Here is a 20,043-nt window from a genome sequence, read left to right on the forward strand (position 1 = left end):
GGACGTCCGGGGCCCGTTCTTCACATCAAAACGGGACGTTATGCGCAGGATCGTTAGCTTTCTTATCAACAACATTCGTGAGCATTTTATGCTCTATATTTTATTGTGGGCGTTACTGGCACTCATTGATATTATTTACATTGTATTTTACTGAAAGGCATTACTGACAATTTCTGACATTACTTTAGGTTGATTTAACCTTCACCCCGGCTGTTTATTACGCCTTGGACGAAGCCATTGAATTACATTTGCGGATCATTTTCAAAACCGCTGAAATAAGAAAATTAAAAAACGATATCCAGTTATTTCAGTTGCAATATCATTTATTCCCGTTCATTTTTACTATTCTGTTAATTCATGAATGGTCATTCTGATGCAATTGCGTAACTCCTCTCAGCGCTACGGAATAATATCCATGTTTTTGCACTGGATAGTTGCCCTCACCGTTTATGCGATGTTCGGACTGGGACTGTGGATGGTGACGCTCAGTTATTACGACGGCTGGTATCACCAGGCACCAGAGCTGCATAAGAGCATCGGCGTCCTGCTGATGATGGCATTGGTTATTCGCGTCATCTGGCGTCATATTTCCCCGCCGCCTGCCGCGCCTAAAACCCACAGTAAACTGACGCGTGTCAGCGCTGTGGCCGCTCATATTGCCCTCTATCTCCTGTTGTTCGCGATTCTGATTAGCGGCTATCTCATTTCAACTGCAGACGGCAAGCCGATTAGCGTCTTTGGCCTGTTTGAGGTGCCGGCCACGCTCTCTGACGCGGGGGTTCAGGCCGATACCGCAGGCGTGGTTCATCTCTGGCTGGCATGGAGTGTGGTCATCCTCTCTGTGCTGCACGGGCTTGCCGCCCTTAAACACCATTTCATCGATAAAGACGATACGCTAAAGCGCATGCTTGGCCGTTCGTCAGTTGACTCTGGAGCATAAAATGAAAAAACACCTGCTGGGTATCGCACTGGGTTCTCTGTTATTCACCACCGGCTCGGCCGTGGCGGCTGATTATAAAATTGATAAAGAAGGCCAGCATGCCTTCGTCAATTTCCGTATTCAGCACCTGGGATATAGCTGGCTGTACGGTACCTTTAAGGATTTTGACGGCACATTCACCTTTGACGATAAAAATCCTGCCGCCGATAAGGTCAATGTGACCATTAATACAAACAGCGTCGACACGAACCATGCTGAGCGCGATAAACATTTGCGTAGTGCAGAGTTCCTGAATGTATCGAAATTCCCACAGGCAACCTTCGCGTCGACGGAAGTGAAGAAAGAGGGCGATAAGCTGAATATTACAGGCAATCTGACACTCAATGGTGTCACCAAACCGGTCACCCTCGACGCCAAATTACTGGGTCAGGGCGATGATCCCTGGGGTGGAAAACGTGCAGGCTTTGAAGCGGCAGGCAAAATTCATCTGAAAGATTTTAATATCACCACGGATTTGGGCCCGGCCTCTCAGGACGTGGAGCTGATTATTTCTGTTGAAGGTGTACAGCAGAAGTCATAATAAACACGCCCGGCAGGGTTTTACGTTGCCGGGCGTTATGCTTATTCCGGGTCAGGAATGCCGAGTTTGGTGTTCAGTCGGCCACGCGATTTATTAAAAATCTTATTGCCGTTTTCACGCCCCGCACGACGGCGGCGCTGCTCTTCTTCCGGCAGCATGCTCTCTTCACTGCACAGTTCGCTGCAGCAGCCGTTAAACTTCTCCGCACACGCCGGGCACTGAATAAACAGCAGATGACATCCGTCATTTTTACAGTTGGTATGGGTGTCGCACGGTGCGCCGCACTGGTGGCAGTGGGCAATCACGTCCTCTGAAATACGCTCACCCATTCGCTCATCAAAGACGAAGTTTTTACCAATAAAACGTACCGGTAATCCCTGCTCACGGGCACGGCGGGCATACTCGATGATACCGCCTTCGATATGCCAGACCTTATTGAACCCGTTATGTTTCATCCACGCGCTGGCCTTTTCACAGCGGATGCCGCCGGTGCAGTACATAACGATTTTCTTATCTTTATGTTCCTGCATCATCTCAACCGCTTTCGGCAGCTGCTCGCGGAAGGTGTCGGCCGGGATTTCCATTGCGTTCTCGAAATGGCCCACTTCATATTCGTAGTGGTTACGCATATCGATGAATACCGCGTCCGGGTCATCAAGCATCGCATTGACTTCCGCCGCCTTCAGGTATTCCCCCACGTCGGCCGGGTTGAATTCCGGGTCGTCAATGCCGTCTGCCACGATGCGCTCACGCACTTTCATGCGCAGCACCCAGAATGATTTACCGTCATCGTCCAGGGCGATGTTCAGGCGTAAGCCGTTCAGTGCCGGGTCGAAGCCGTAGAGAAAATCGCGGAAGGCGCTCACGTTGCTTTCCGGGATGCTGATCTGGGCATTGATACCTTCACGCGCCAGATAGACGCGCCCGAACACATTCAGCGCTGTAAAGGCTTTATAAAGTTCATCGCGGGTCGCTTGCGGATCGTTGATCGTGAAGTATTTATAGAATGAGATGGTCGTGCGCGGTTCGGTTTCAGCCAACATACGCGCTTTCAACATCTCATTCGATACGCGGTTGTGTAACACTGGCATGGTGTACAAGTCCTGCAATCGTTATTGAGAAAGTAAAATCGGTCGGCATCATATAGCAAACAATAACAATTTACATCCACACAATTTACGCTACATTTCTGTCAGCCTGAACTATTCGTCATAACAATTGCTGCATAAGTACGCGTTTCGACAACAGACATTTTGGCTATGTAGTAAAAAATGAGACACTAAGCCCTTCAGGACGTTAGAACACAGGACAGACATGACCCAGTTACCGAAATTTACTGTCGCCCTTATGCATCCCCGCTATTGGTTGACCTGGCTTGGCATTGGCTTTTTATGGCTTCTGGTCCAACTCCCCTACCCTGTTATTTTCCGTCTGGGCAAATGTTTGGGTCGTCTTGCGCAAACGTTTATGAAACGTCGCGCCAGGATTGCATACCGCAACCTTGAGCTGTGCTTCCCGCAGATGAGCGAGTCAGAACGTCATGACATGGTGACAAAGAATTTCGAATCTGTCGGCATGGGGCTGATGGAGACAGGAATGGCGTGGTTCTAGCCGGATAAACGCATGGCGCGCTGGAGCGTTGTTGCCGGAACAGGCATGGAGCCCGTGCATACGCTGCAGGCAAACCAGACGGGGGTGCTGCTGATTGGCGTACACTTTCTGACCCTGGAAATCGGTGCCCGTATGTTCGGTATGCAGGCGCCCGGCATTGGTGTTTATCGTCCTAACGACAACCCGGTTATCGATCTCATCCAGACCAATGGCCGTATGCGTTCCAATAAAAGTATGATCGACCGTAAGGATCTGAAGGGGATGATCCGCGCCCTCAAATCAGGTGAAGTGGTCTGGTACGCCCCCGATCACGACTACGGTCCGCAGTCCAGCGTATTTGTGCCGTTTTTCGCCGTTCAGGAGGCGGCCACCACCACCGGTACCTGGATGCTGGCGCGCATGTCCAAAGCCGCCATCGTTCCCTTTGTTCCACGTCGCAAACCGGATGGTTCTGGTTACGAATTAATTATGCTGGAACCGGAACTGGCCCCGCCGCTGACCGATGCAGAAACCACCGCACACTGGATGAATGGCATTGTCGAGAAGTGCATAATGCTCGCGCCGGAACAGTATATGTGGCTCCACCGTCGCTTTAAAACGCGGCCAGAAGGCACGCCGTCCCGCTATTAACCCCCTGCGGCCCTACGGGCCGCTACCTGTTTTAGCTTTAAAAGCTCTTCCTCATTGCGGCAATCATAACCCGGGCGCATAATTAGCAGGCTTATTACTTCATGCCTTACGGTGTTCTGCACCCTTATTACGCGGATTGTTATGTCACCCTCAGATGCCCCCATAAACTGGAAACGTAACCTCACGGTTGCCTGGCTCGGCTGTTTTCTTACCGGCGCGGCGTTTAGCCTCGTGATGCCCTTTCTGCCCCTGTACGTTGAACAACTGGGCGTGACGGGTCACAGTGCGCTCAATATGTGGTCTGGTCTGGTGTTCAGCATCACTTTCCTCTTCTCCGCCATTGCTTCGCCGTTCTGGGGCGGCCTTGCCGACCGTAAAGGGCGCAAAATCATGCTGCTGCGCTCGGCGCTGGGGATGGCCATTATCATGGCGTTGATGGGCGTGGCACAGAACGTCTGGCAGTTTCTGATTTTGCGTGCCTTGCTTGGCCTGCTGGGGGGATTTATCCCCAATGCTAATGCGCTGATCGCCACCCAAATTCCGCGTCATAAAAGCGGCTGGGCGCTCGGGACGCTCTCAACCGGTGGCGTGAGCGGTGCATTACTGGGACCTCTGGCCGGCGGCTTGCTGGCGGACAGCTATGGTCTGCGCCCAGTATTTTTCATTACTGCCAGCGTGCTGTTCCTCTGCTTTATCGTCACGCTGATCTGCATTCGCGAACACTTCACGCCCGTCGCCAAAAAAGAGATGCTCCACGCGCGGGATGTGCTGGCTTCACTTAAGAACCCCAGACTGGTACTGAGTCTGTTTGTTACCACCCTGATTATTCAGGTTGCGACCGGTTCGATTGCCCCGATTCTGACGCTCTACGTTCGCGATCTGGCGGGCAACGTTAGCAATATTGCCTTTATCAGCGGCCTGATTGCGTCAGTACCCGGGGTGGCGGCTCTGCTCAGCGCCCCAAGGCTGGGCAAACTGGGGGATCGCGTGGGGCCGGAAAAGATCCTGCTCTGTGCCCTGGTGATCTCCGTCCTGCTGCTTATCCCGATGTCGATGGTGCAATCCCCGTGGCAACTGGGGGTGCTGCGTTTCCTGCTGGGCGCTGCCGACGGCGCGTTACTGCCCGCTGTTCAGACCTTGCTGGTCTACAACTCAACCAACCAAATCGCCGGACGTATATTTAGCTACAACCAGTCATTTCGCGACATCGGCAACGTTACCGGCCCGCTGGTGGGTGCCGGGATCTCTGCCAGCTTCGGTTTCCGCGCCGTCTTTATCGTCACGGCAGGCGTGGTGCTGTTTAATGCTATTTATTCATGGTTCAGCTTATCCCGGACATTACGGCCAGTGGCTGAATAAGACGAATGCGTGACGGCTTATTTTTGCATTCATACTTGCAGAATCAGATATTCAGCTATTCTTTCCCTGAAACCTTCTGGAAAACAGGGAGACACCAATGACCATGTACGCCACGCTGGAAGAAGCTATTGATGCCGCTCGTGAAGAGTTCCTCGCCGATAATCCCGGCGTTGACGAAGAAGATGCTGACGTGCAACAACTCAATATCCAAAAGTATGTCCTGCAGGATGGGGATATTATGTGGCAGGCCGAATTCTTCGCTGACGAAGGCGAAGAAGGCGAATGTTTGCCGATCCTGAGCGGTGAAGGTGCCCAGGCCGTCTTTGATGGCGACTATGATGAAATTGAGTTGCGTCAGGAGTGGCTGGAAGAAAACACCCTGCATGAGTGGGATGAGGGCGAATTCCAGCTCGAGCCACCACTGGATACAGAAGAAGGTCAGACGGCAGCTGATGAGTGGGACGAGCGTTAATTTCCGCTACTCGTAGGGGCCGTGGCTGGCATCGATGGGCAGCAATAGCGTGTCGAAAATCAGCGAGAACGGCAGATCGAGCACCGTCAGGTAGCGCCATGCGGAATCCCGGACATCCCATTTCACGCCCGGATAATACTGATTCCCGTGGCCCTGCCCTGGAATGGTGCGACTGATGATGCTGCCACAGCCACTCAGCAGACATGCCATCATGACGACGATGATTATTTTCATCCGTTACCTCTAAAAAAATACCGGCGATTAAGCCGGTATTTTATCTGGCGGGCGGCACATTGCTTATCCGCCCACGTAGCCACTTACTTCGCCTTCAGCGCCAGCGGGTTAAGCTTCAGATCGTTGTAGTAGTTCACCCACGACGAGTATCGCTCCGGGGACGACCAGACACGGTAGTGTAAACGCGACATGGTCACCGGATCGCTTAACAGCACCAGACGACGGTCGCGGTTAAGTTTTTCTGGCGTTTCGTTCAGCGCCTGCTCAACGTGACGATCGCGGGCAATCTCCAGCACCTTACTGGCACGGTGACGCGCGGTAGCCATAGCCGTTGCGAGGGCGTTAAACGACGGGTTAAACACCGCGTGCATAAAGCCATCATCCAGCGTACGACTGCGGTTCTGCTCCAGATACTTGTCGGTATCCACCAGCACCTGCGGCGGTGAATACTCTTCCGGGATCAGGAACAGTTTCCAGCGCTTGGTACGCAGGCCAACCGTTGAACGGCTTGAAATGACCGACACAAACGGCGACAGGATCAGCGAGAAGACGATCGGCGCCAGCCAGAACAGGAAGCGCAGATCCAGCCATGCCATCCCTGCAGCCCACACCAGACCCAGCAGCAGCTGCGAGCCGTGACGCATAAAGGCTTCACCCCACGGCGTGGAGTCATCGTCACGCTGCGGTGAGTTCCAGACCACTTCCCAGCCCAGGAACGCGCTGACCACAAACACGGTATGGAACAGCATACGTACCGGCGCCAGCAGCACGGAGAACAGCACTTCCAGCAGCAGTGAAACCGTTACCCGGCAGAAACCGCCATACTCTTTCGAGCCCTTGCACCAGATCAGAATGATACTGAGCAGCTTTGGCAGGAACAGCAGCACCATGGTGGAGGCAAACAGCGCGATCGCCAGTTCCGGACGCCACTGTGGCCACACCGGGAACAGCTGACGCGGTTGCAGGAAGTACTGCGGCTCCGTCAGCGCATGCACCACCTGCAGAGCCGTGGACAGCGCCAGGAACATAAACCACAGCGGCGCGGACAGATAAGACATTACGCCGGTCAGGAATACCGCACGGTGAACCGGGTGCATCCCTTTTACGAGGAACAGACGGAAGTTCATCAGGTTCCCGTGACACCAGCGGCGGTCACGCTTAAGTTCATCCAGCAGGTTCGGCGGCAGTTCTTCATAGGAACCAGGCAGATCGTAGGCAATCCAGACGCCCCACCCTGCACGACGCATCAACGCCGCTTCCACGAAGTCGTGCGACAGAATCGAACCGGCAAACGAACCTTCACCCGGCAGCGGAGCCAGCGCACAATGCTCAATAAACGGCTTCACGCGAATAATGGCGTTGTGACCCCAGTAGTGGGACTCACCCAACTGCCAGAAGTGCAGACCGGCAGTAAACAGCGGCCCGTAAACACGGGTGGCAAACTGCTGGCAGCGCGCGTAAAGCGTGTCCATGCCGGACGCTTTTGGCGAGGACTGGATGATACCCGCGTTCGGGTTAGCTTCCATCAGACGCACCAGACCGCTCAGACAGTCACCGCTCATCACCGAGTCGGCGTCGAGCACCACCATGTAGCTGTACTGGTTACCCCAGCGACGGCAGAAGTCATCAATGTTGCCGCTTTTACGCTTCACACGACGACGACGACGACGGTAGAAGATCTGACCTTCACCCTGTACTTCTGCAATCAGCTCCATCCAGGCTTTTTGCTCTGCAACGCAGATGTCCGGATTGTAGCTATCGCTCAGGATATAGACGTCGAAATGGGCGGCGTTACCGGTTGCCTTAACGGACTCCCAGGTTGCGCGCAGCCCCGCGAATACGCGGTCAACGTCTTCGTTACAGATAGGCATAATCAGCGCCGTACGGTGCTCAGGATTCAGGGGTTCATCCCCGACCGTAGACGCCGAAATGCTGTATTTGTCTCGTCCCATCAGCAGCTGCAGGAAGCCCATCAGCGCGGTCCAGAAACCGGCCGATACCCAGCAGAAGAGAACGGCGAACAGCAGCAGAATGCCACTTTGCAGGATATACGGCAGCAGTTGCATGAAGGAGACCCAGATATCCTGGCCCATCATGTCTGCCGGGTTGATCAGCGCCCAGCCCTGGTAAGGCAAAATGGTCTTCATGTACCAGGTTGCGACCACCGTCTGTGCCAGGGTCAGCAGCAGCAGGATGTAGCGACGGATCGTCCCCACGGTACGCCATTTCTGTTCGGAGGCCTGCTCTTCTTTCGTCAGACGTGACAGATAACGAGGCGTAACGTCACGCCCGCGCAGGCGATCCCAGAAGCGGCCAACCGGGTTGGTACGCCAGGGGTCGGGGAACATGGAAGAACGCGTTGCCTTTGGCATCGCCTGAAGCTGATCGCGCCCTTCATCGTCTTTAATCAACTGCCCTTCTGCCAGCGAGTCCGGCCATGCCTGCTCCAGACGTGCCTTCACTGACCCCAGCGGAGAATCGTCATCACGTGAAAACTGACGATGTTCCCCATCCAGCGCGGCATGTACCGCGCGGATGTCGCTCTCAGGCAGTGCCGCTTTTTCAATATCCGTCAGCGGCATGGCATCAATATATTCAGATGTATTATTCATTGGCAGGTAGCTGATAGCTCCAGGTTTCACTCAGCGGCTGATCGTTGCTGACCAGCGCAGCGCGCATTTCAGTGGTCTGTTTCGGATCTTTCACTTTCACGCGCAGGGTCAGACGCCACCCTTTCGTTACCGGGTTGTAGCGTACGGCGTTCTCAACGATCTCACCGTTATCACCGATGCTGGCCTGGGCGGTCACGGCAGTGTCCGGCGCCAGTTTCTTCATGTCCTGGCCTGTAAAGTCCACCACGAAAGCGACGGTACCGTCAGGCTGACGGATAAGGTTTGACTGTTTCACGTCACCCGTTGAACGGCGAGTCTGCATGACATACGCGTTATCCGGCGCATGCAGTTTGTCTTCGTCACGGCTAAAGGTGATCGTGTATTTGAAGTTCATCTCTTTCCCGGCTTCCGGCAGCTGATCCGGCGTCCAGTAAGCGACGATGTTATCGTTGGTTTCATCATTGGTTGGGATTTCAACCAGTTCAACCTTCCCTTTACCCCAGTCACCTTTCGGGGTCACCCACGCGCTTGGACGCAGGTCGTAGCGGTCATCCAGATCTTCAAAGCGAGAGAACTGACGGCCGCGCTGCAGGAGGCCGAAACCTTGTGGGTTTTCCATCGCAAAGCTGCTGACGGCCAGATGTTTCGGGTTGTTCAGCGGACGCCAGATCCACTCACCGTTACCGGCATGAATAGAGAGACCATTGGAGTCGTGCAGTTCAGGGCGGAAGTTGGTCGCCGGTGACGGCTGGTTCGGCCCAAACAGGAACATACTGGTCAGCGGCGCAACGCCCAGTTTGCCCACTTTGTCGCGCAGATACACCTTAGACTGCACGTCAACCACCGTGTCACGTCCTGGCATAATCACAAAGCGATACGCGCCGGTTGCACGCGGGGAATCCAGCAGTGCGTAGATAGTCAGACGTTTATCCGTTGGTTTTGGACGTTCGATCCAGAACTCGCGGAAACGCGGGAATTCTTCACCTGATGGCAGCGCGGTATCAATAGCCAGGCCGCGCGCAGAAAGCCCGTACACCTGCCCCGCGCCAATAACGCGGAAGTAGCTGGCACCGAGCATGCTGACGATTTCGTCGTTTTTATCTTTGCTGTTGATCGGATAAAGCACTTTGAAGCCTGCGAAGCCCAGGTCTTTAACCGTATCTTTGTCGTGCTGCACATCCCCAAAATTGAAGTAATCCGGGCTGTACTTGATTTTACGTACCGCTGTAGCCGTCACTTCATTGATGGCGACAGGCGTGTCGAAGTACATACCCTGATGATAAAATTCAAGCTTGAACGGGGTCTTAATATTGTTCCAGTACGCTTTATCGTGATTGAACTGGATCTGCTGATAGTCCGCATACTTCATGTCGCGGAAAACGGAGGGCAAGTTACTTTTCGGCGCTTCGTAGCTCTTGCCTGCCATCGATTTTGCCTGTTTTGCGACATCGTCGATGTTAAAGGCCAGTGCCGATGAGGTATACAGGGACAACACCACTGCAGCACCCAACCAACGCATTTTCATCATCTGTGGTTTATGTTTCATAATAAGTAAGCACTTCCCCCTTTGTGTGCTTATATCGATCCGATCCATTTTAATGGAAACTCAGGCAATCCGACAACATTATCACTGCTTTGTTCAGCTCGCTGGCTCAGGGATTAAGCAAATGAAAGAACCCGCTTTTCACTTTGCGTGCTTATCCTGGAGACAGGGTGTCGGTCTTGGTGTAGGGTTGGCTTCGAATGTAACCATTATGAGTCTTAGGGATAAGGCGAAAAGTCTGAGAATGCACAAAGTTATATGAGCACAACACCAGTAGAACGTGAATATTTCCTCGACTCGATCCGGGCATGGCTGATGCTATTGGGGATCCCCTTCCACATTTCATTGATATACTCCAGCCACACCTGGCATGTTAATAGTCAAATGCCCTCCTGGTGGCTGACGCTGTTTAATGACTTTATTCACGCCTTCCGCATGCAGGTGTTTTTCGTCATTTCTGGCTACTTCTCTTATATGCTGTTTCTGCGCTACCCGATCAAGCGCTGGTGGAAAGTGCGCGTGGAGCGCGTCGGCATTCCGATGCTGACCGCCATTCCCCTGCTGACGCTGCCGCAGTTCATTATGTTGCAGTACGTAAAAGGTAAGGCGGAGAACTGGCCTAACCTGTCGCTGTATGAAAAATACAACACCCTGGTCTGGGAGCTGGTATCTCACCTCTGGTTCCTGCTGGTGCTGGTGGTGCTCACCACAGTCAGCGTGTTTATTTTTGGCCGCTTGCGCCGTCATTTAAGCCATAAAGCTAACGCCTTCTTCGCCAGTATCACCCTCGGGAAACTGTCGCTGCTCTTTTTACTGCTGGGCATCGCCTATGCCGCGGTCAGACGCACCCTGTTTATCGTTTATCCGCCGATACTGAGCGACGGTCTGTTCAATTTTGTGGTGATGCAGTCGCTGTTCTACATCCCCTTCTTTTTAATCGGGGCGCTGGCCTTTATTTATCCAAAGCTTAAATCGCTGTTCACGACGCCCTCGCCGTGGTGTGCTTGTGGTGCCGCCATCGCGTTTGCGGCCTATCTGTTAAATCAGCGCTACGGCAGCGGTGATGCCTGGATGTATGAAACCGAGAGCGTCATTACCATGCTGCTGGGCCTGTGGATGGTGAATGTGGTCTTTGCCCTTGGCCACCGCCTGCTCAACTTTAAGTCCAGCCGCGTGACCTATTTCGTCAATGCGTCGCTGTTTATCTATCTGGTGCACCATCCCCTCACGCTGTTCTTCGGGGCCTATATCACACCGCATATCGCCTCCAACACGCTGGGCTTCTTTACCGGGCTGGTCTTTGTGATTGGAATCGCCATCGTGCTTTACGAAATCCATCTGCGGATACCGCTTCTGCGTTTCCTTTTCTCCGGGAAACCGCAAGTAAGAGCATCATAAAAAAACGCGGCGCACTCAGTGCGCCGCGTGTATTTCAGGTCTCTAATTCCTGTCCGCGCTGGGTCAACAGCCGCTGATAAAGATGCAGTGTCTCCTCATCGAAACAGACAAATGTCACTTTTTCGGGCATCGGTTTGAGCGACAGGTAACGATATACGGTGTCTACCGCAATCGTCGCTGCGGCGGCTTTCGGATAACCATACACCCCTGTGCTGATCGCCGGGAATGCCATGGTTTTATAGCCATTGTCGGCGGCCAGGCGCAGGCAGTTTCGGTAAGCCTCTTCAAGGAGACTCGCCTCGTGTCGATCGCCGCCATGCCATACTGGCCCCACGGCATGAATCACCGCTTTCGCGGGAAGATCGCCCGCAAGCGTAATAACGGCATGACCCGGTGGGCACTCCCCCTGTTGCTGACGCACAGTCTTGCAGGCTTCCAGCAGTTGCGGTCCGGCAGCCCGGTGGATAGCGCCATCCACGCCACCGCCGCCCATCAGTGACGGATTGGCTGCATTGACGATCACATCAACGTGCATCGTCGTGATATCGCCATGAATAACGTCAATTTGCGGTTTCATAAATACCCTCTGCTTCCCGCCATTTTCTTAAGTGTATCGCAGAGGTACCCGAGAGAAAAAACTATCGGGAAAAACCTCTTCCGCCGGCAGGCGGAAGAGAACGAATCAACGGTATTGAATTTCCACCACCGCGAGCGTTTTTTCAGGATTGAGGTATTTCATGCTGAGGGAGGCAAGGCTGGAATCGGTCACATGCCCATTAAGTGCCTCTTCATAACTGACCATGCGCGTTTGCATCTGGTTATTTTCCGGGCATGACAGCGCAAATTGCCGCTGTTGTGCAGTCACTTCACAGGGGTCTGCGACAATCGCGCCGCGAAAATGAATCACCCCGCCCTCCACAACCGTCGCCGCAAAAACCGGGGTAATAAAAAGAGAGACGAGCAGACTAAAACCAGAAACGAGTTGAGCGGTATATTTGGTCACTTGTATGTACTCCTCAATGAAAATCGTCCTTGAGGGGTAAAAGCGCTCCATTAAAGCAAACGTAGTTTCACGTCCCGGAACATAGTTGCTCAGTTCCTGTTAACAGCATAGCTCAACGGTGAAGGCCTGCCACATTGGCAAATCATTGATTTTATAAATGATTAAAGCGCCCTTCCCGGCGGTGACCACTGCTGTGATAAATGAAGCGATTTACCATCAGAGACGGTGACAATAATGTTCACCGTATCCCCCGTAGCAATATTTAAACTCAGCCGCATTAAATCGATCGTCTGATTAGCGGGGATAAAAAGCTTGTTCTGCTGCCGTGATGTACTTTGGCCACTTTGCCCTTCTCGTTGAGCGACTATTTGCACCAGACACTCACACGACTGCGTCAATATGACCTGAGGAATAATGGTGGTCATATCGCCCTGCTGCGCTGTGTTAAACGTTATCTGACTGGATAGTGCAGCAAGAAGGATTAAGGTATTCATGATCAACTCCCGAAAAAAAACAGGGCCGCAGCCCTGTTTTTGTCGCACATATTTCAGTATTAATACTGATAGGCTGAAGCGTGGTTACCAAAACCAATCTGGGTAACATTGACCGTAGAATTAGAGGCGGTCTGATCGACGAGCGCGCCGTTGAAACCACCGTACTGACTTACGTTCATAGTAGAGTCGTGGCTGTTCCACTGGTCAAGTGTTGCGCTGTTGGCAAAACCATTCTGGGTCAGAGAAATGGTGCTGTCGTCAGAACCTTGTCCGACATCCGCGCCATTACCGCCACCACTCTGGCTAATAGACAGCGTTGAATCTCTGGCATTTGTCTGCAAGGCGACAGCTGAGTTACCGCCACCGTTCTGGTAAATATTCAGGGTTGAATTTGGGCCATTACCGCCGTGACCATGACCATGTCCGTGGCCCCAGCCACCTTGATCAATAAGACCGGCCATAGCACTACCAGAAACTACGATTGCTGCAAGAGCTGCCACTTTGATAAATTTCATGGTAAAACCCCCATCGGATTGATTTAAGTCGCCGCGAATAACTAACGTTGAATAACGCGAATTGCCATTTGCGACTGTTTTTGCACTACAACTGCGTTTTTCTGTGTACCGTACTGCGTAATGCTTGCTCTATTACCCGACCCTTTCTGGATAATTTTCGCACTATTACCAAATCCGTCTTGCGTAATATCTGCATCATTCGCAAAGCCGCTCTGAGCGATATATGCAAAATTATAAGTCCCTGATTGATCAACGCGCGCCCTGTTACCTGACCCATCTTGGGAAACAATGGACAGTAATTTTGAACCGTCCTGGCGTACCTGAGCGTCATTTAATACGCCCTGTTGACCAATAATGGCTGCCTGATTTAATGATGAACGGCTTATTTCATTAACCGCAAAGTTATATTCAGCGTTAGCCAAATCTGAATTCGCTGCGGTTACAAACCCAGGCACTCCCAGTAATGTAAACATCATAAATAACGATGTGTTTTTCATGTTGTCACCCTGGACCTGGCTATATTTAAAATTTCATTGCCATGTAACTGTGGCTTCATGTTAGAACGACTCGTATTTTGTTAACGCGTCGTTACGGTGAAGAGTATGTCCGTCGAAACATTATAAATATCTCACCCGCGCGGCTTATTTTTATTTATCACGTCACCTCAAAGTAGTAATTTTTCAGAAAAACAGCTGAAAACAGGACAGCTTAATTTTTTATTGCAGCGTTTAAAAAATCAGGTTGTACAGCACCAGGAAGCGCTGTCCAGACTTTCTTTACAGAAGGTTAAACGTAACGGCAGGATGACATTTCTCTCAGTGCGTGACACAACGCGTGTTTTCTTAAGATGCAGAACCGTTCATTCATGGTCTTAGATAAATCCAGCAACTCATACCTGTTCACAACTCAAAAACAATTAATAATAATCAATATAATCAAAATAATATAAATATTTGCATGATTTTTAAAATTTGTGCACACTTATTTCCATGTACAACTTTCTCATCATTTTACAGCATCCATGAAAGCTCATTTTCACAAATTAATATTGATTTTTACATCTTGTTACACGTTTAACACTTGCTTTAAACTTCGTAAAAGCTAGATTGAAATTAGATGTACGAAATTGGTTTTATATTTACCTCCCCTGTGGAGGCTATGGCTTAATTCTACACACAGCAGCGCAACATCTGTCAGTACTTCTGGTGTCCTCTTTTCACAGGAGGACAACTGCCAGGTGTCAAAAAAAAGTGGGGTTTCATCATGTTTAATGAAGTCCATAGTTTACATGGTCATACATTACTGTTGATCACAAAACCTTCTTTACAGGCGACCGCTTTATTACAACATTTAAAGCAATCTTTATCACTGAACGGAAAATTGCATAATATTCAACGTTCTTTCGATGATATTGCACCTGGCAGCATCATTCTTTTCGATATGATGGAAGCGGATAAAAAGCTCATCCATTACTGGCAAGATACTTTAAGCAGGAAAAACAATAATATCCGCGTGCTATTATTGAATACCCCTGACGAGTACCCTTTCAGGGACATCGAAAGTTGGCCGCATATCAATGGCGTGTTCTACGTCACTGAAGAAGAAAATCGGGTGGTAGAAGGCCTGCAAGGTATCTTGCGAGGAGAGTGTTATTTTTCGCAAAAGCTGGCCAGCTATCTTATTACGCACTCCGGAAATTACCGCTACAACAGTTCAGAATCGGCATTGCTCACGCACCGGGAGAAAGAGATCCTGAACAAATTGCGCATTGGTGCTTCAAATATTGAAATCGCCCGTTCGTTATTTATCAGCGAAAATACGGTTAAGACGCACCTTTATAATCTTTTCAAGAAGATAGCTGTTAAAAACCGAACTCAGGCGGTTTCATGGGCAAACGATAACCTCAGGCGTTAATCACATGAAACGCACCTTGAGTTGGATTGCCGCAGCGGGCTTTCTGCTCGCTGCCGGGAACCTGCAGGCCGTCGAGGTCGAAGTTCCCGGATTGTTAACAGACCATACCGTCTCCTCTGTCGGGCACAGTTTTTATCGTGCTTTCAGTGATAAATGGGACAGTACGTACCCTGGTAATATAACAATCAACGAGCGGCCCAGTGCACGATGGGGAAGTTGGATAACAATAACGGCTAACCAGTTCGTTATATATCAAACTTTTTTATTCCCCACCAAAATAGACTTCGATAAAAACGTAGCCTTAGCGCTGGCACAATCAGAAGACGCTATAAATCGCATGCAAATAGATAAAGCGCTATTAAGCACCAGCGATTTAGCAAAAGACGAGTTCTAGCGAACCTATATCCGGAGGCTGTCATGCGTATTGCATATGCAGTTGTTTCGTTAATGCTAATAACCCCATTAAGCTGGGCCGGGAATATGACATTCCAGTTCCGTAATCCCAACTTTGGTGGTAACCCGAACAATGGGGCGTTCATGTTGAATGAAGCCCAGGCACAAAATTCTTATAAAGATCCGAGCTTTAATGATTTTAGCGTGGATACCCCATCCGCACTGGACAACTTCACCCAGGCTATCCAGTCGCAAATTTTGGGCGGTTTGCTGACAAACATTAATACCGGTAAACCCGGCCGCATGGTGACAAATGACTTTATTGTCGACATCGCCAACAGGGACGGGCAGCTCCAGTTGAATGTTACCGACCGTAAAACCGGAAAAACCTCCACCATTCAGGTTTCCGGTCTACAAACAAACTCAACTGACTTCTAAACAACCCCAAAATAAGGACAACGATCATGCAGCGCTTCCTGATACTTGTTGCAGTGTGCTTATTGAGCGGTTGTTTAACTGCTCCCCCCAAAGAAGCTGCAAAACCGACATTATTGCCTCGGGCTCAAAGTTATCGTGATTTAACCCATTTACCTGCGCCTACGGGTAAAATATTTGTCTCCGTCTACAACATTCAGGATGAAACGGGGCAATTTAAACCTTACCCGGCAAGTAACTTCTCCACGGCCGTGCCGCAAAGCGCCACCGCCATGCTGGTAACCGCGCTGAAGGATTCACGCTGGTTTATTCCGCTGGAACGTCAGGGACTGCAAAACCTGCTAAATGAACGAAAAATTATTCGTGCGGCGCAGGAGAATGGAACCGTCGCGGATAATAACCGTATGCCGCTGCAATCCCTGGCAGCCGCGAACGTCATGATTGAAGGGTCGATTATCGGTTACGAAAGTAACGTTAAATCGGGTGGTGCTGGCGCACGTTACTTCGGTATCGGCGCAGATACACAGTATCAGCTCGATCAAATCGCCGTTAACCTGCGTGTCGTTAACGTCAGTACAGGGGAAGTTCTCTCTTCGGTAACAACCAGCAAAACCATTCTGTCTTATGAAGTGCAGGCTGGGGTGTTCCGCTTCATCGACTACCAGCGCCTGCTGGAGGGTGAAATCGGTTATACCTCTAACGAACCGGTGATGATGTGTCTGATGTCAGCCATTGAAACCGGAGTTATCTTCCTGATAAATGATGGTATCGATCGCGGGCTGTGGGATCTGCAGAACAAAGCAGACGTGCAGAATCCGGTACTGGTGAAATACCGCGACATGTCGGTTCCTCCGGAATCCTGACAGGACGCGCATAAAAAAGGCGAGACAGGTATCTCGCCTTTTTTTTATTCACTCACCGCAGGAATGTTTTGCGCTTTTTCCCGTCGTGCCGCCAGCCACAGGCCGCTGTTCTTCATGGCATAGCCAAACAGTAATCCCAGCGCCAGTGAGGGAACCACCAGCTTCCAGTCCCCCTGCCCTGCAAAGGTGGCGCACGCCCCCATAAAGGTGCCAGGTACAAACGACAGCAATAAATGCTTTGCCTGAACGCACATCAAAAAGGCGACCACGCCCGTCATGATATAGCCGAGGATCTCCAGATGTGGCGCGAGCGCACTGCCTTTCATGATAACCAGCGCCCAGATAACGCCGCTCATCAGCGTGCAGCCCGAGATAAAGAGCCCTTTGAGGCCTCCCTGCGGGCAGGCGAAATAGGCCGTGCAGCCGAGGAACCCGGCCCAGCTGAGCAATCCGAGGGACACGGCCACCCATCCCCACAGCCCGGAGAGAATACCCGTCGTTATTGCGATACAAAGTAATATGTTCATGGCGCGCATCTTAGCAGAAGCGCGCCATGGAAATGAGATCAGAAGCACATTACATGCAAGATGATGCTCATTGTTGCAGAATTATTGTGATCTAAATCACTCTTCGTTCTCTTCTTCGAGCTCATCCCACATTGCAGCGATGGCATCACGTGTCAGCGGAGCCAGCGTTCTCCAGAATGGCGAGGTGGCATGCGCTTCAACTTTCCCAAGGAATGTCCCGACCCACGGCAGCAGGTAGGCTTCGAACAAGGTTTCGATGGCTTCGTTCTCATCATCTCCGGCGTGGTCTTCGATCCAGGACGCGGCCAGCAGCAGCGTACCGATATGATCGGCAGGCGTATCGGTCAGCGGCATACCCCGTTCGGAGAGAAATGCGCGCACTTCCGCTTCCGTTGCCCCTTCCTGCCAGGCTGAGCGGTATGGTGAAACACGGCACTCGTCACCCACAAACAGCGCGTTGTAATCTGTTGAAATCTGCTGCATGTCGCAACTTTTCTGCAGGCGCTCCAGCAAATCATCCTGTTCCAGCGGCCAGTTCTGTGCCAGTTTCCCTTCACGAATTAATGTAAAGAGCGGAACCAGCAGCGGGTCTTGTGGCTGGCGATAGTACAGCGTACCCAGCACGCGGCAGAGGATGGAAAACTCATTCATTTTTTTTATTCCATTACACAATTAAAGATCGGCAAATTCAGCAATCGGTTCCATTCCGCGTGACTCCAGGAAATCGAGCATGCGGCGTGGGGTCACGTTCAGGATTTGCGCTTCCGGGAAGTTAACATCTTTCAGCACTTTCAGGCACTCGCTGAAATCGCCCAGAGTGAACGCAGTATGGGAATCTGAACCCAGCGCCACCATGCCTCCGGCATCACGCACGGCGGCCGCCACTTCGCGACAGTTGGCTTCACTGCCCTTACGCGAGTGAACAAAGGAGGAGTTGTTAATCTCCAGCGCCACGCGGTGCTTCGCAGCCGCCTGTGCGACAGCCTGAATATCAATCGGGTACTTCGGGTTGCCGGGGTGGCTAATAATATGCACATTGCCGCTGGCAATGGTGGCAATCATCGCCGCGGTATTGGTCTCTTTATCCTGAGGTGCAAAGACAGGCTCATGGAAACCGGCGAGAATAAGATCAAGAGACGTCAGCATCGGGCCGGTGCAGTCGATCTCACCGTCGGTATTTTTGATGTTCGCCCCAATGCCGCGCAGTATCCCAATACCGTCCACCAGACGTGGCCAGATCCGCATATTCACAAAATGCCAGTAGTGCGGCGCATCCGCCATATCCGGGCCATGATCGGTGATGGCAAAAAGCTTGATGCCCTTGAGCTTCGCTTGCGCAATATAATCATGGAGGTTGCTATACGCGTGGGTACTGGCGACGGTGTGCATATGCAGGTCAACGGGATACATCTCTCTCTCCTCTGCGGTTTTTCCAAAGGATAGCAGTTATCTGCAGCGATTATTAGCAAAAACCCGGCTAACGCCGGGTTTCACTCAGTAGCCGCGCTGTCTGTTGACCTGTCCGGTCACCGCGTTGCCCTGCTCTATCTCACTGATGGTGTGCGTAATATAGGCCACCGCCTCTGCCGGACGCGTCACGGCGGCGACGTGTGGGGTCATCGCCACCCGCGGATGCGCCCACAGCGGACTTTCTGCCGGCAAGGGCTCGCGGCTGTACACATCCAGCATCGCGCCTTTCACCTTGCCACTCTCAAGGGCCTTGAGCAGATCGACCTCTACCAGATGGACACCGCGCGCCAGGTTCATCACGTAACTCTGATCCGCCAACTGATGCAGAAGCGCACTATTAATAATGCCGACCGTTTCCGCCGTATTCGGCAGCAGGTTGATCAGCACGCGCGTGCCCTTCAGAAACGCCGGGAGTTCATCTGTTCCGGCAAAACTTTCAACGCCAGGGTAGTCCTTGCGGCTGCGGCTCCAGCAGCGCAGCGGAAAGCCCCACGGCGCCAGCGCTTCCGCCACTTTTGAGCCGAGCACGCCCGCCCCGAGAATACCGATGGTAAAATCTTCACGCTGATACTCAGGCAGCGGCTCCCAACGGGATTGCAGTTTTAAGGCCTGATAATCATCAAAGCGGCGGAACCAGTGCAGCACCTGACTCACGGCATATTCCTGCATTTGCTGGCCCATGCCGGTATCTTCCAGGCGGAACAGGGGAATATCTTCCGGCAGCATTTCAGGGTGCGCGTTCAGTTTGCTCAGAATGGAATCCACACCGGCACCGAGGGCAAAAACAGCCTTCAGCTTGCGCCCCTGGAGCATCTCAACCGGGGGATGCCAGACCAGCGCGTAGTCTGCGTGTTCGTTATCACCGCGCTTCCATTCACGCACGCGCGCCCCCGGCAACGCCGCCGAAAGTGCATTAATCCAGTAAGCCGTATCAAAAGTGGGGTGATAGAAGATAATATCCATACTCATTCCTGCCTTTTTTGCGCTGTTTTATTTTCATTTTCAACTGGATTGCCAGCATAACAAATTTATCGCCGGACCGCGTTGCTG

Annotated in this window: 23 protein-coding genes and 1 pseudogene; 11 read left to right on the forward strand and 13 right to left on the reverse strand. The window is 51.9% G+C overall.

Going from position 1 to position 20,043, the window contains the following annotated elements:
* Positions 1–40 precede the first annotated feature (40 nt).
* The 3 genes from EKN38_RS14795 (at position 41) to EKN38_RS14805 (ending at position 1,520) form a co-directional block, all read left to right on the forward strand.
* The gene (locus EKN38_RS14795) at positions 41–154 is read left to right on the forward strand and encodes a DUF2770 family protein (RefSeq protein ID WP_014831424.1); all 114 of its coding nucleotides are present in this window, start codon (positions 41–43) and stop codon (positions 152–154) included.
* Positions 155–373: 219 nt separating this feature from the next.
* Positions 374–940 (forward strand): cytochrome b, encoded by a 567-nt coding sequence (locus EKN38_RS14800; protein WP_014831423.1) that lies wholly within the window; start codon positions 374–376, stop codon positions 938–940.
* A gap of 1 nt (position 941) precedes the next feature.
* Positions 942–1,520: a YceI family protein gene (locus tag EKN38_RS14805; RefSeq protein ID WP_014831422.1), complete on the forward strand. Its 579-nt coding sequence runs from the start codon at positions 942–944 to the stop codon at positions 1,518–1,520.
* Between the two features lie 41 nt (positions 1,521–1,561).
* Here the strand turns inward: EKN38_RS14805 and EKN38_RS14810 are convergent, their stop codons facing one another.
* Positions 1,562–2,611, reverse strand: a complete 1,050-nt coding sequence (locus EKN38_RS14810) for a rhodanese-related sulfurtransferase (RefSeq protein ID WP_014831421.1) — start codon at positions 2,609–2,611, stop codon at positions 1,562–1,564.
* 223 nt (positions 2,612–2,834) lie between these two features.
* On the opposite strand from EKN38_RS14810, the pseudogene EKN38_RS14815 reads away from it, so the two are divergent.
* The 3 genes and pseudogenes from EKN38_RS14815 (at position 2,835) to EKN38_RS14825 (ending at position 5,592) form a co-directional block, all read left to right on the forward strand.
* Positions 2,835–3,761: pseudogene (locus EKN38_RS14815) on the forward strand (Kdo(2)-lipid IV(A) acyltransferase).
* Positions 3,762–3,902: 141 nt separating this feature from the next.
* On the forward strand, positions 3,903–5,120 hold the full coding sequence (mdtG, locus tag EKN38_RS14820; protein ID WP_014831419.1) for a multidrug efflux MFS transporter MdtG: 1,218 nt from the start codon (positions 3,903–3,905) through the stop codon (positions 5,118–5,120).
* A gap of 97 nt (positions 5,121–5,217) precedes the next feature.
* Positions 5,218–5,592 (forward strand): MysB family protein, encoded by a 375-nt coding sequence (locus EKN38_RS14825; RefSeq protein ID WP_014831418.1) that lies wholly within the window; start codon positions 5,218–5,220, stop codon positions 5,590–5,592.
* 6 nt (positions 5,593–5,598) lie between these two features.
* Here the strand turns inward: EKN38_RS14825 and EKN38_RS14830 are convergent, their stop codons facing one another.
* The 3 genes from EKN38_RS14830 to mdoG form a co-directional block, all read right to left on the reverse strand.
* A complete protein-coding gene (locus EKN38_RS14830; RefSeq protein WP_013097162.1) occupies positions 5,599–5,826 on the reverse strand; it encodes a YceK/YidQ family lipoprotein in 228 nt (75 codons plus the stop codon).
* A gap of 83 nt (positions 5,827–5,909) precedes the next feature.
* Positions 5,910–8,438 (reverse strand): glucans biosynthesis glucosyltransferase MdoH, encoded by a 2,529-nt coding sequence (gene mdoH, locus EKN38_RS14835; protein WP_014831417.1) that lies wholly within the window; start codon positions 8,436–8,438, stop codon positions 5,910–5,912.
* A complete protein-coding gene (gene mdoG / locus EKN38_RS14840; RefSeq protein WP_043951602.1) occupies positions 8,431–9,984 on the reverse strand; it encodes a glucans biosynthesis protein MdoG in 1,554 nt (517 codons plus the stop codon). The genes mdoH and mdoG overlap by 8 nt, the downstream gene beginning before the upstream one ends.
* 255 nt (positions 9,985–10,239) lie before the next feature.
* Between mdoG and mdoC the strand changes: the two genes are divergently transcribed.
* Entirely contained in the window at positions 10,240–11,379 is a 1,140-nt protein-coding gene (gene mdoC, locus EKN38_RS14850) for a glucans biosynthesis protein MdoC (protein WP_043951601.1), read from the forward strand.
* A gap of 34 nt (positions 11,380–11,413) precedes the next feature.
* On the opposite strand, the gene ymdB is transcribed toward mdoC, so the two are convergent.
* From ymdB to csgB, 5 genes are all read right to left on the reverse strand, one after another.
* Complete coding sequence (gene ymdB, locus EKN38_RS14855; protein WP_014831414.1) at positions 11,414–11,956, reverse strand: O-acetyl-ADP-ribose deacetylase; 543 nt, start codon at positions 11,954–11,956, stop codon at positions 11,414–11,416.
* Positions 11,957–12,061: 105 nt separating this feature from the next.
* Entirely contained in the window at positions 12,062–12,382 is a 321-nt protein-coding gene (locus tag EKN38_RS14860; RefSeq protein WP_014831413.1) for a type 1 fimbrial protein, read from the reverse strand.
* A 161-nt stretch (positions 12,383–12,543) separates the two neighbouring features.
* Positions 12,544–12,876 carry a curli assembly chaperone CsgC gene (csgC, locus tag EKN38_RS14865; protein WP_014831412.1) on the reverse strand — a complete coding sequence of 111 codons (333 nt, stop codon included), beginning with the start codon at positions 12,874–12,876 and terminating at the stop codon, positions 12,544–12,546.
* Between the two features lie 59 nt (positions 12,877–12,935).
* Complete coding sequence (gene csgA / locus EKN38_RS14870; protein WP_014831411.1) at positions 12,936–13,391, reverse strand: curli major subunit CsgA; 456 nt, start codon at positions 13,389–13,391, stop codon at positions 12,936–12,938.
* A 41-nt stretch (positions 13,392–13,432) separates the two neighbouring features.
* The gene (csgB, locus tag EKN38_RS14875; RefSeq protein ID WP_046888595.1) at positions 13,433–13,888 is read right to left on the reverse strand and encodes a curli minor subunit CsgB; all 456 of its coding nucleotides are present in this window, start codon (positions 13,886–13,888) and stop codon (positions 13,433–13,435) included.
* 766 nt (positions 13,889–14,654) lie between these two features.
* On the opposite strand from csgB, the gene csgD reads away from it, so the two are divergent.
* Genes csgD through csgG form a run of 4 tightly spaced genes read left to right on the forward strand, consistent with a single transcriptional unit; the run spans position 14,655 to position 16,996 of the window.
* Positions 14,655–15,305, forward strand: coding sequence for a biofilm master transcriptional regulator CsgD (csgD, locus tag EKN38_RS14885; protein WP_014831409.1), 651 nt, complete (start codon positions 14,655–14,657; stop codon positions 15,303–15,305).
* 4 nt (positions 15,306–15,309) lie between these two features.
* On the forward strand, positions 15,310–15,699 hold the full coding sequence (gene csgE, locus EKN38_RS14890) for a curli production assembly/transport protein CsgE (RefSeq protein ID WP_014831408.1): 390 nt from the start codon (positions 15,310–15,312) through the stop codon (positions 15,697–15,699).
* Between the two features lie 23 nt (positions 15,700–15,722).
* Positions 15,723–16,136 carry a curli production assembly/transport protein CsgF gene (gene csgF / locus EKN38_RS14895; RefSeq protein WP_014831407.1) on the forward strand — a complete coding sequence of 138 codons (414 nt, stop codon included), beginning with the start codon at positions 15,723–15,725 and terminating at the stop codon, positions 16,134–16,136.
* A gap of 26 nt (positions 16,137–16,162) precedes the next feature.
* Positions 16,163–16,996, forward strand: a complete 834-nt coding sequence (csgG, locus tag EKN38_RS14900; RefSeq protein WP_014831406.1) for a curli production assembly/transport protein CsgG — start codon at positions 16,163–16,165, stop codon at positions 16,994–16,996.
* Positions 16,997–17,040: 44 nt separating this feature from the next.
* Here csgG and EKN38_RS14905 read toward each other — a convergent pair whose 3' ends face one another.
* The 4 genes from EKN38_RS14905 to ghrA form a co-directional block, all read right to left on the reverse strand.
* Positions 17,041–17,523, reverse strand: a complete 483-nt coding sequence (locus EKN38_RS14905; protein WP_072095085.1) for a DUF1097 domain-containing protein — start codon at positions 17,521–17,523, stop codon at positions 17,041–17,043.
* 96 nt (positions 17,524–17,619) lie between these two features.
* Entirely contained in the window at positions 17,620–18,174 is a 555-nt protein-coding gene (locus EKN38_RS14910; protein ID WP_014831404.1) for a molecular chaperone, read from the reverse strand.
* A gap of 21 nt (positions 18,175–18,195) precedes the next feature.
* Positions 18,196–18,933, reverse strand: a complete 738-nt coding sequence (locus tag EKN38_RS14915) for a phosphatase (protein WP_126522279.1) — start codon at positions 18,931–18,933, stop codon at positions 18,196–18,198.
* An 84-nt stretch (positions 18,934–19,017) separates the two neighbouring features.
* Positions 19,018–19,956 carry a glyoxylate/hydroxypyruvate reductase GhrA gene (gene ghrA, locus EKN38_RS14920; RefSeq protein WP_050861031.1) on the reverse strand — a complete coding sequence of 313 codons (939 nt, stop codon included), beginning with the start codon at positions 19,954–19,956 and terminating at the stop codon, positions 19,018–19,020.
* Between the last annotated feature and the right edge of the window lie 87 nt (positions 19,957–20,043).

Source organism: Enterobacter sp. WCHEn045836 (assembly GCF_003965585.1).
In the GTDB taxonomy this organism is placed as follows: domain Bacteria; phylum Pseudomonadota; class Gammaproteobacteria; order Enterobacterales; family Enterobacteriaceae; genus Enterobacter; species Enterobacter dissolvens.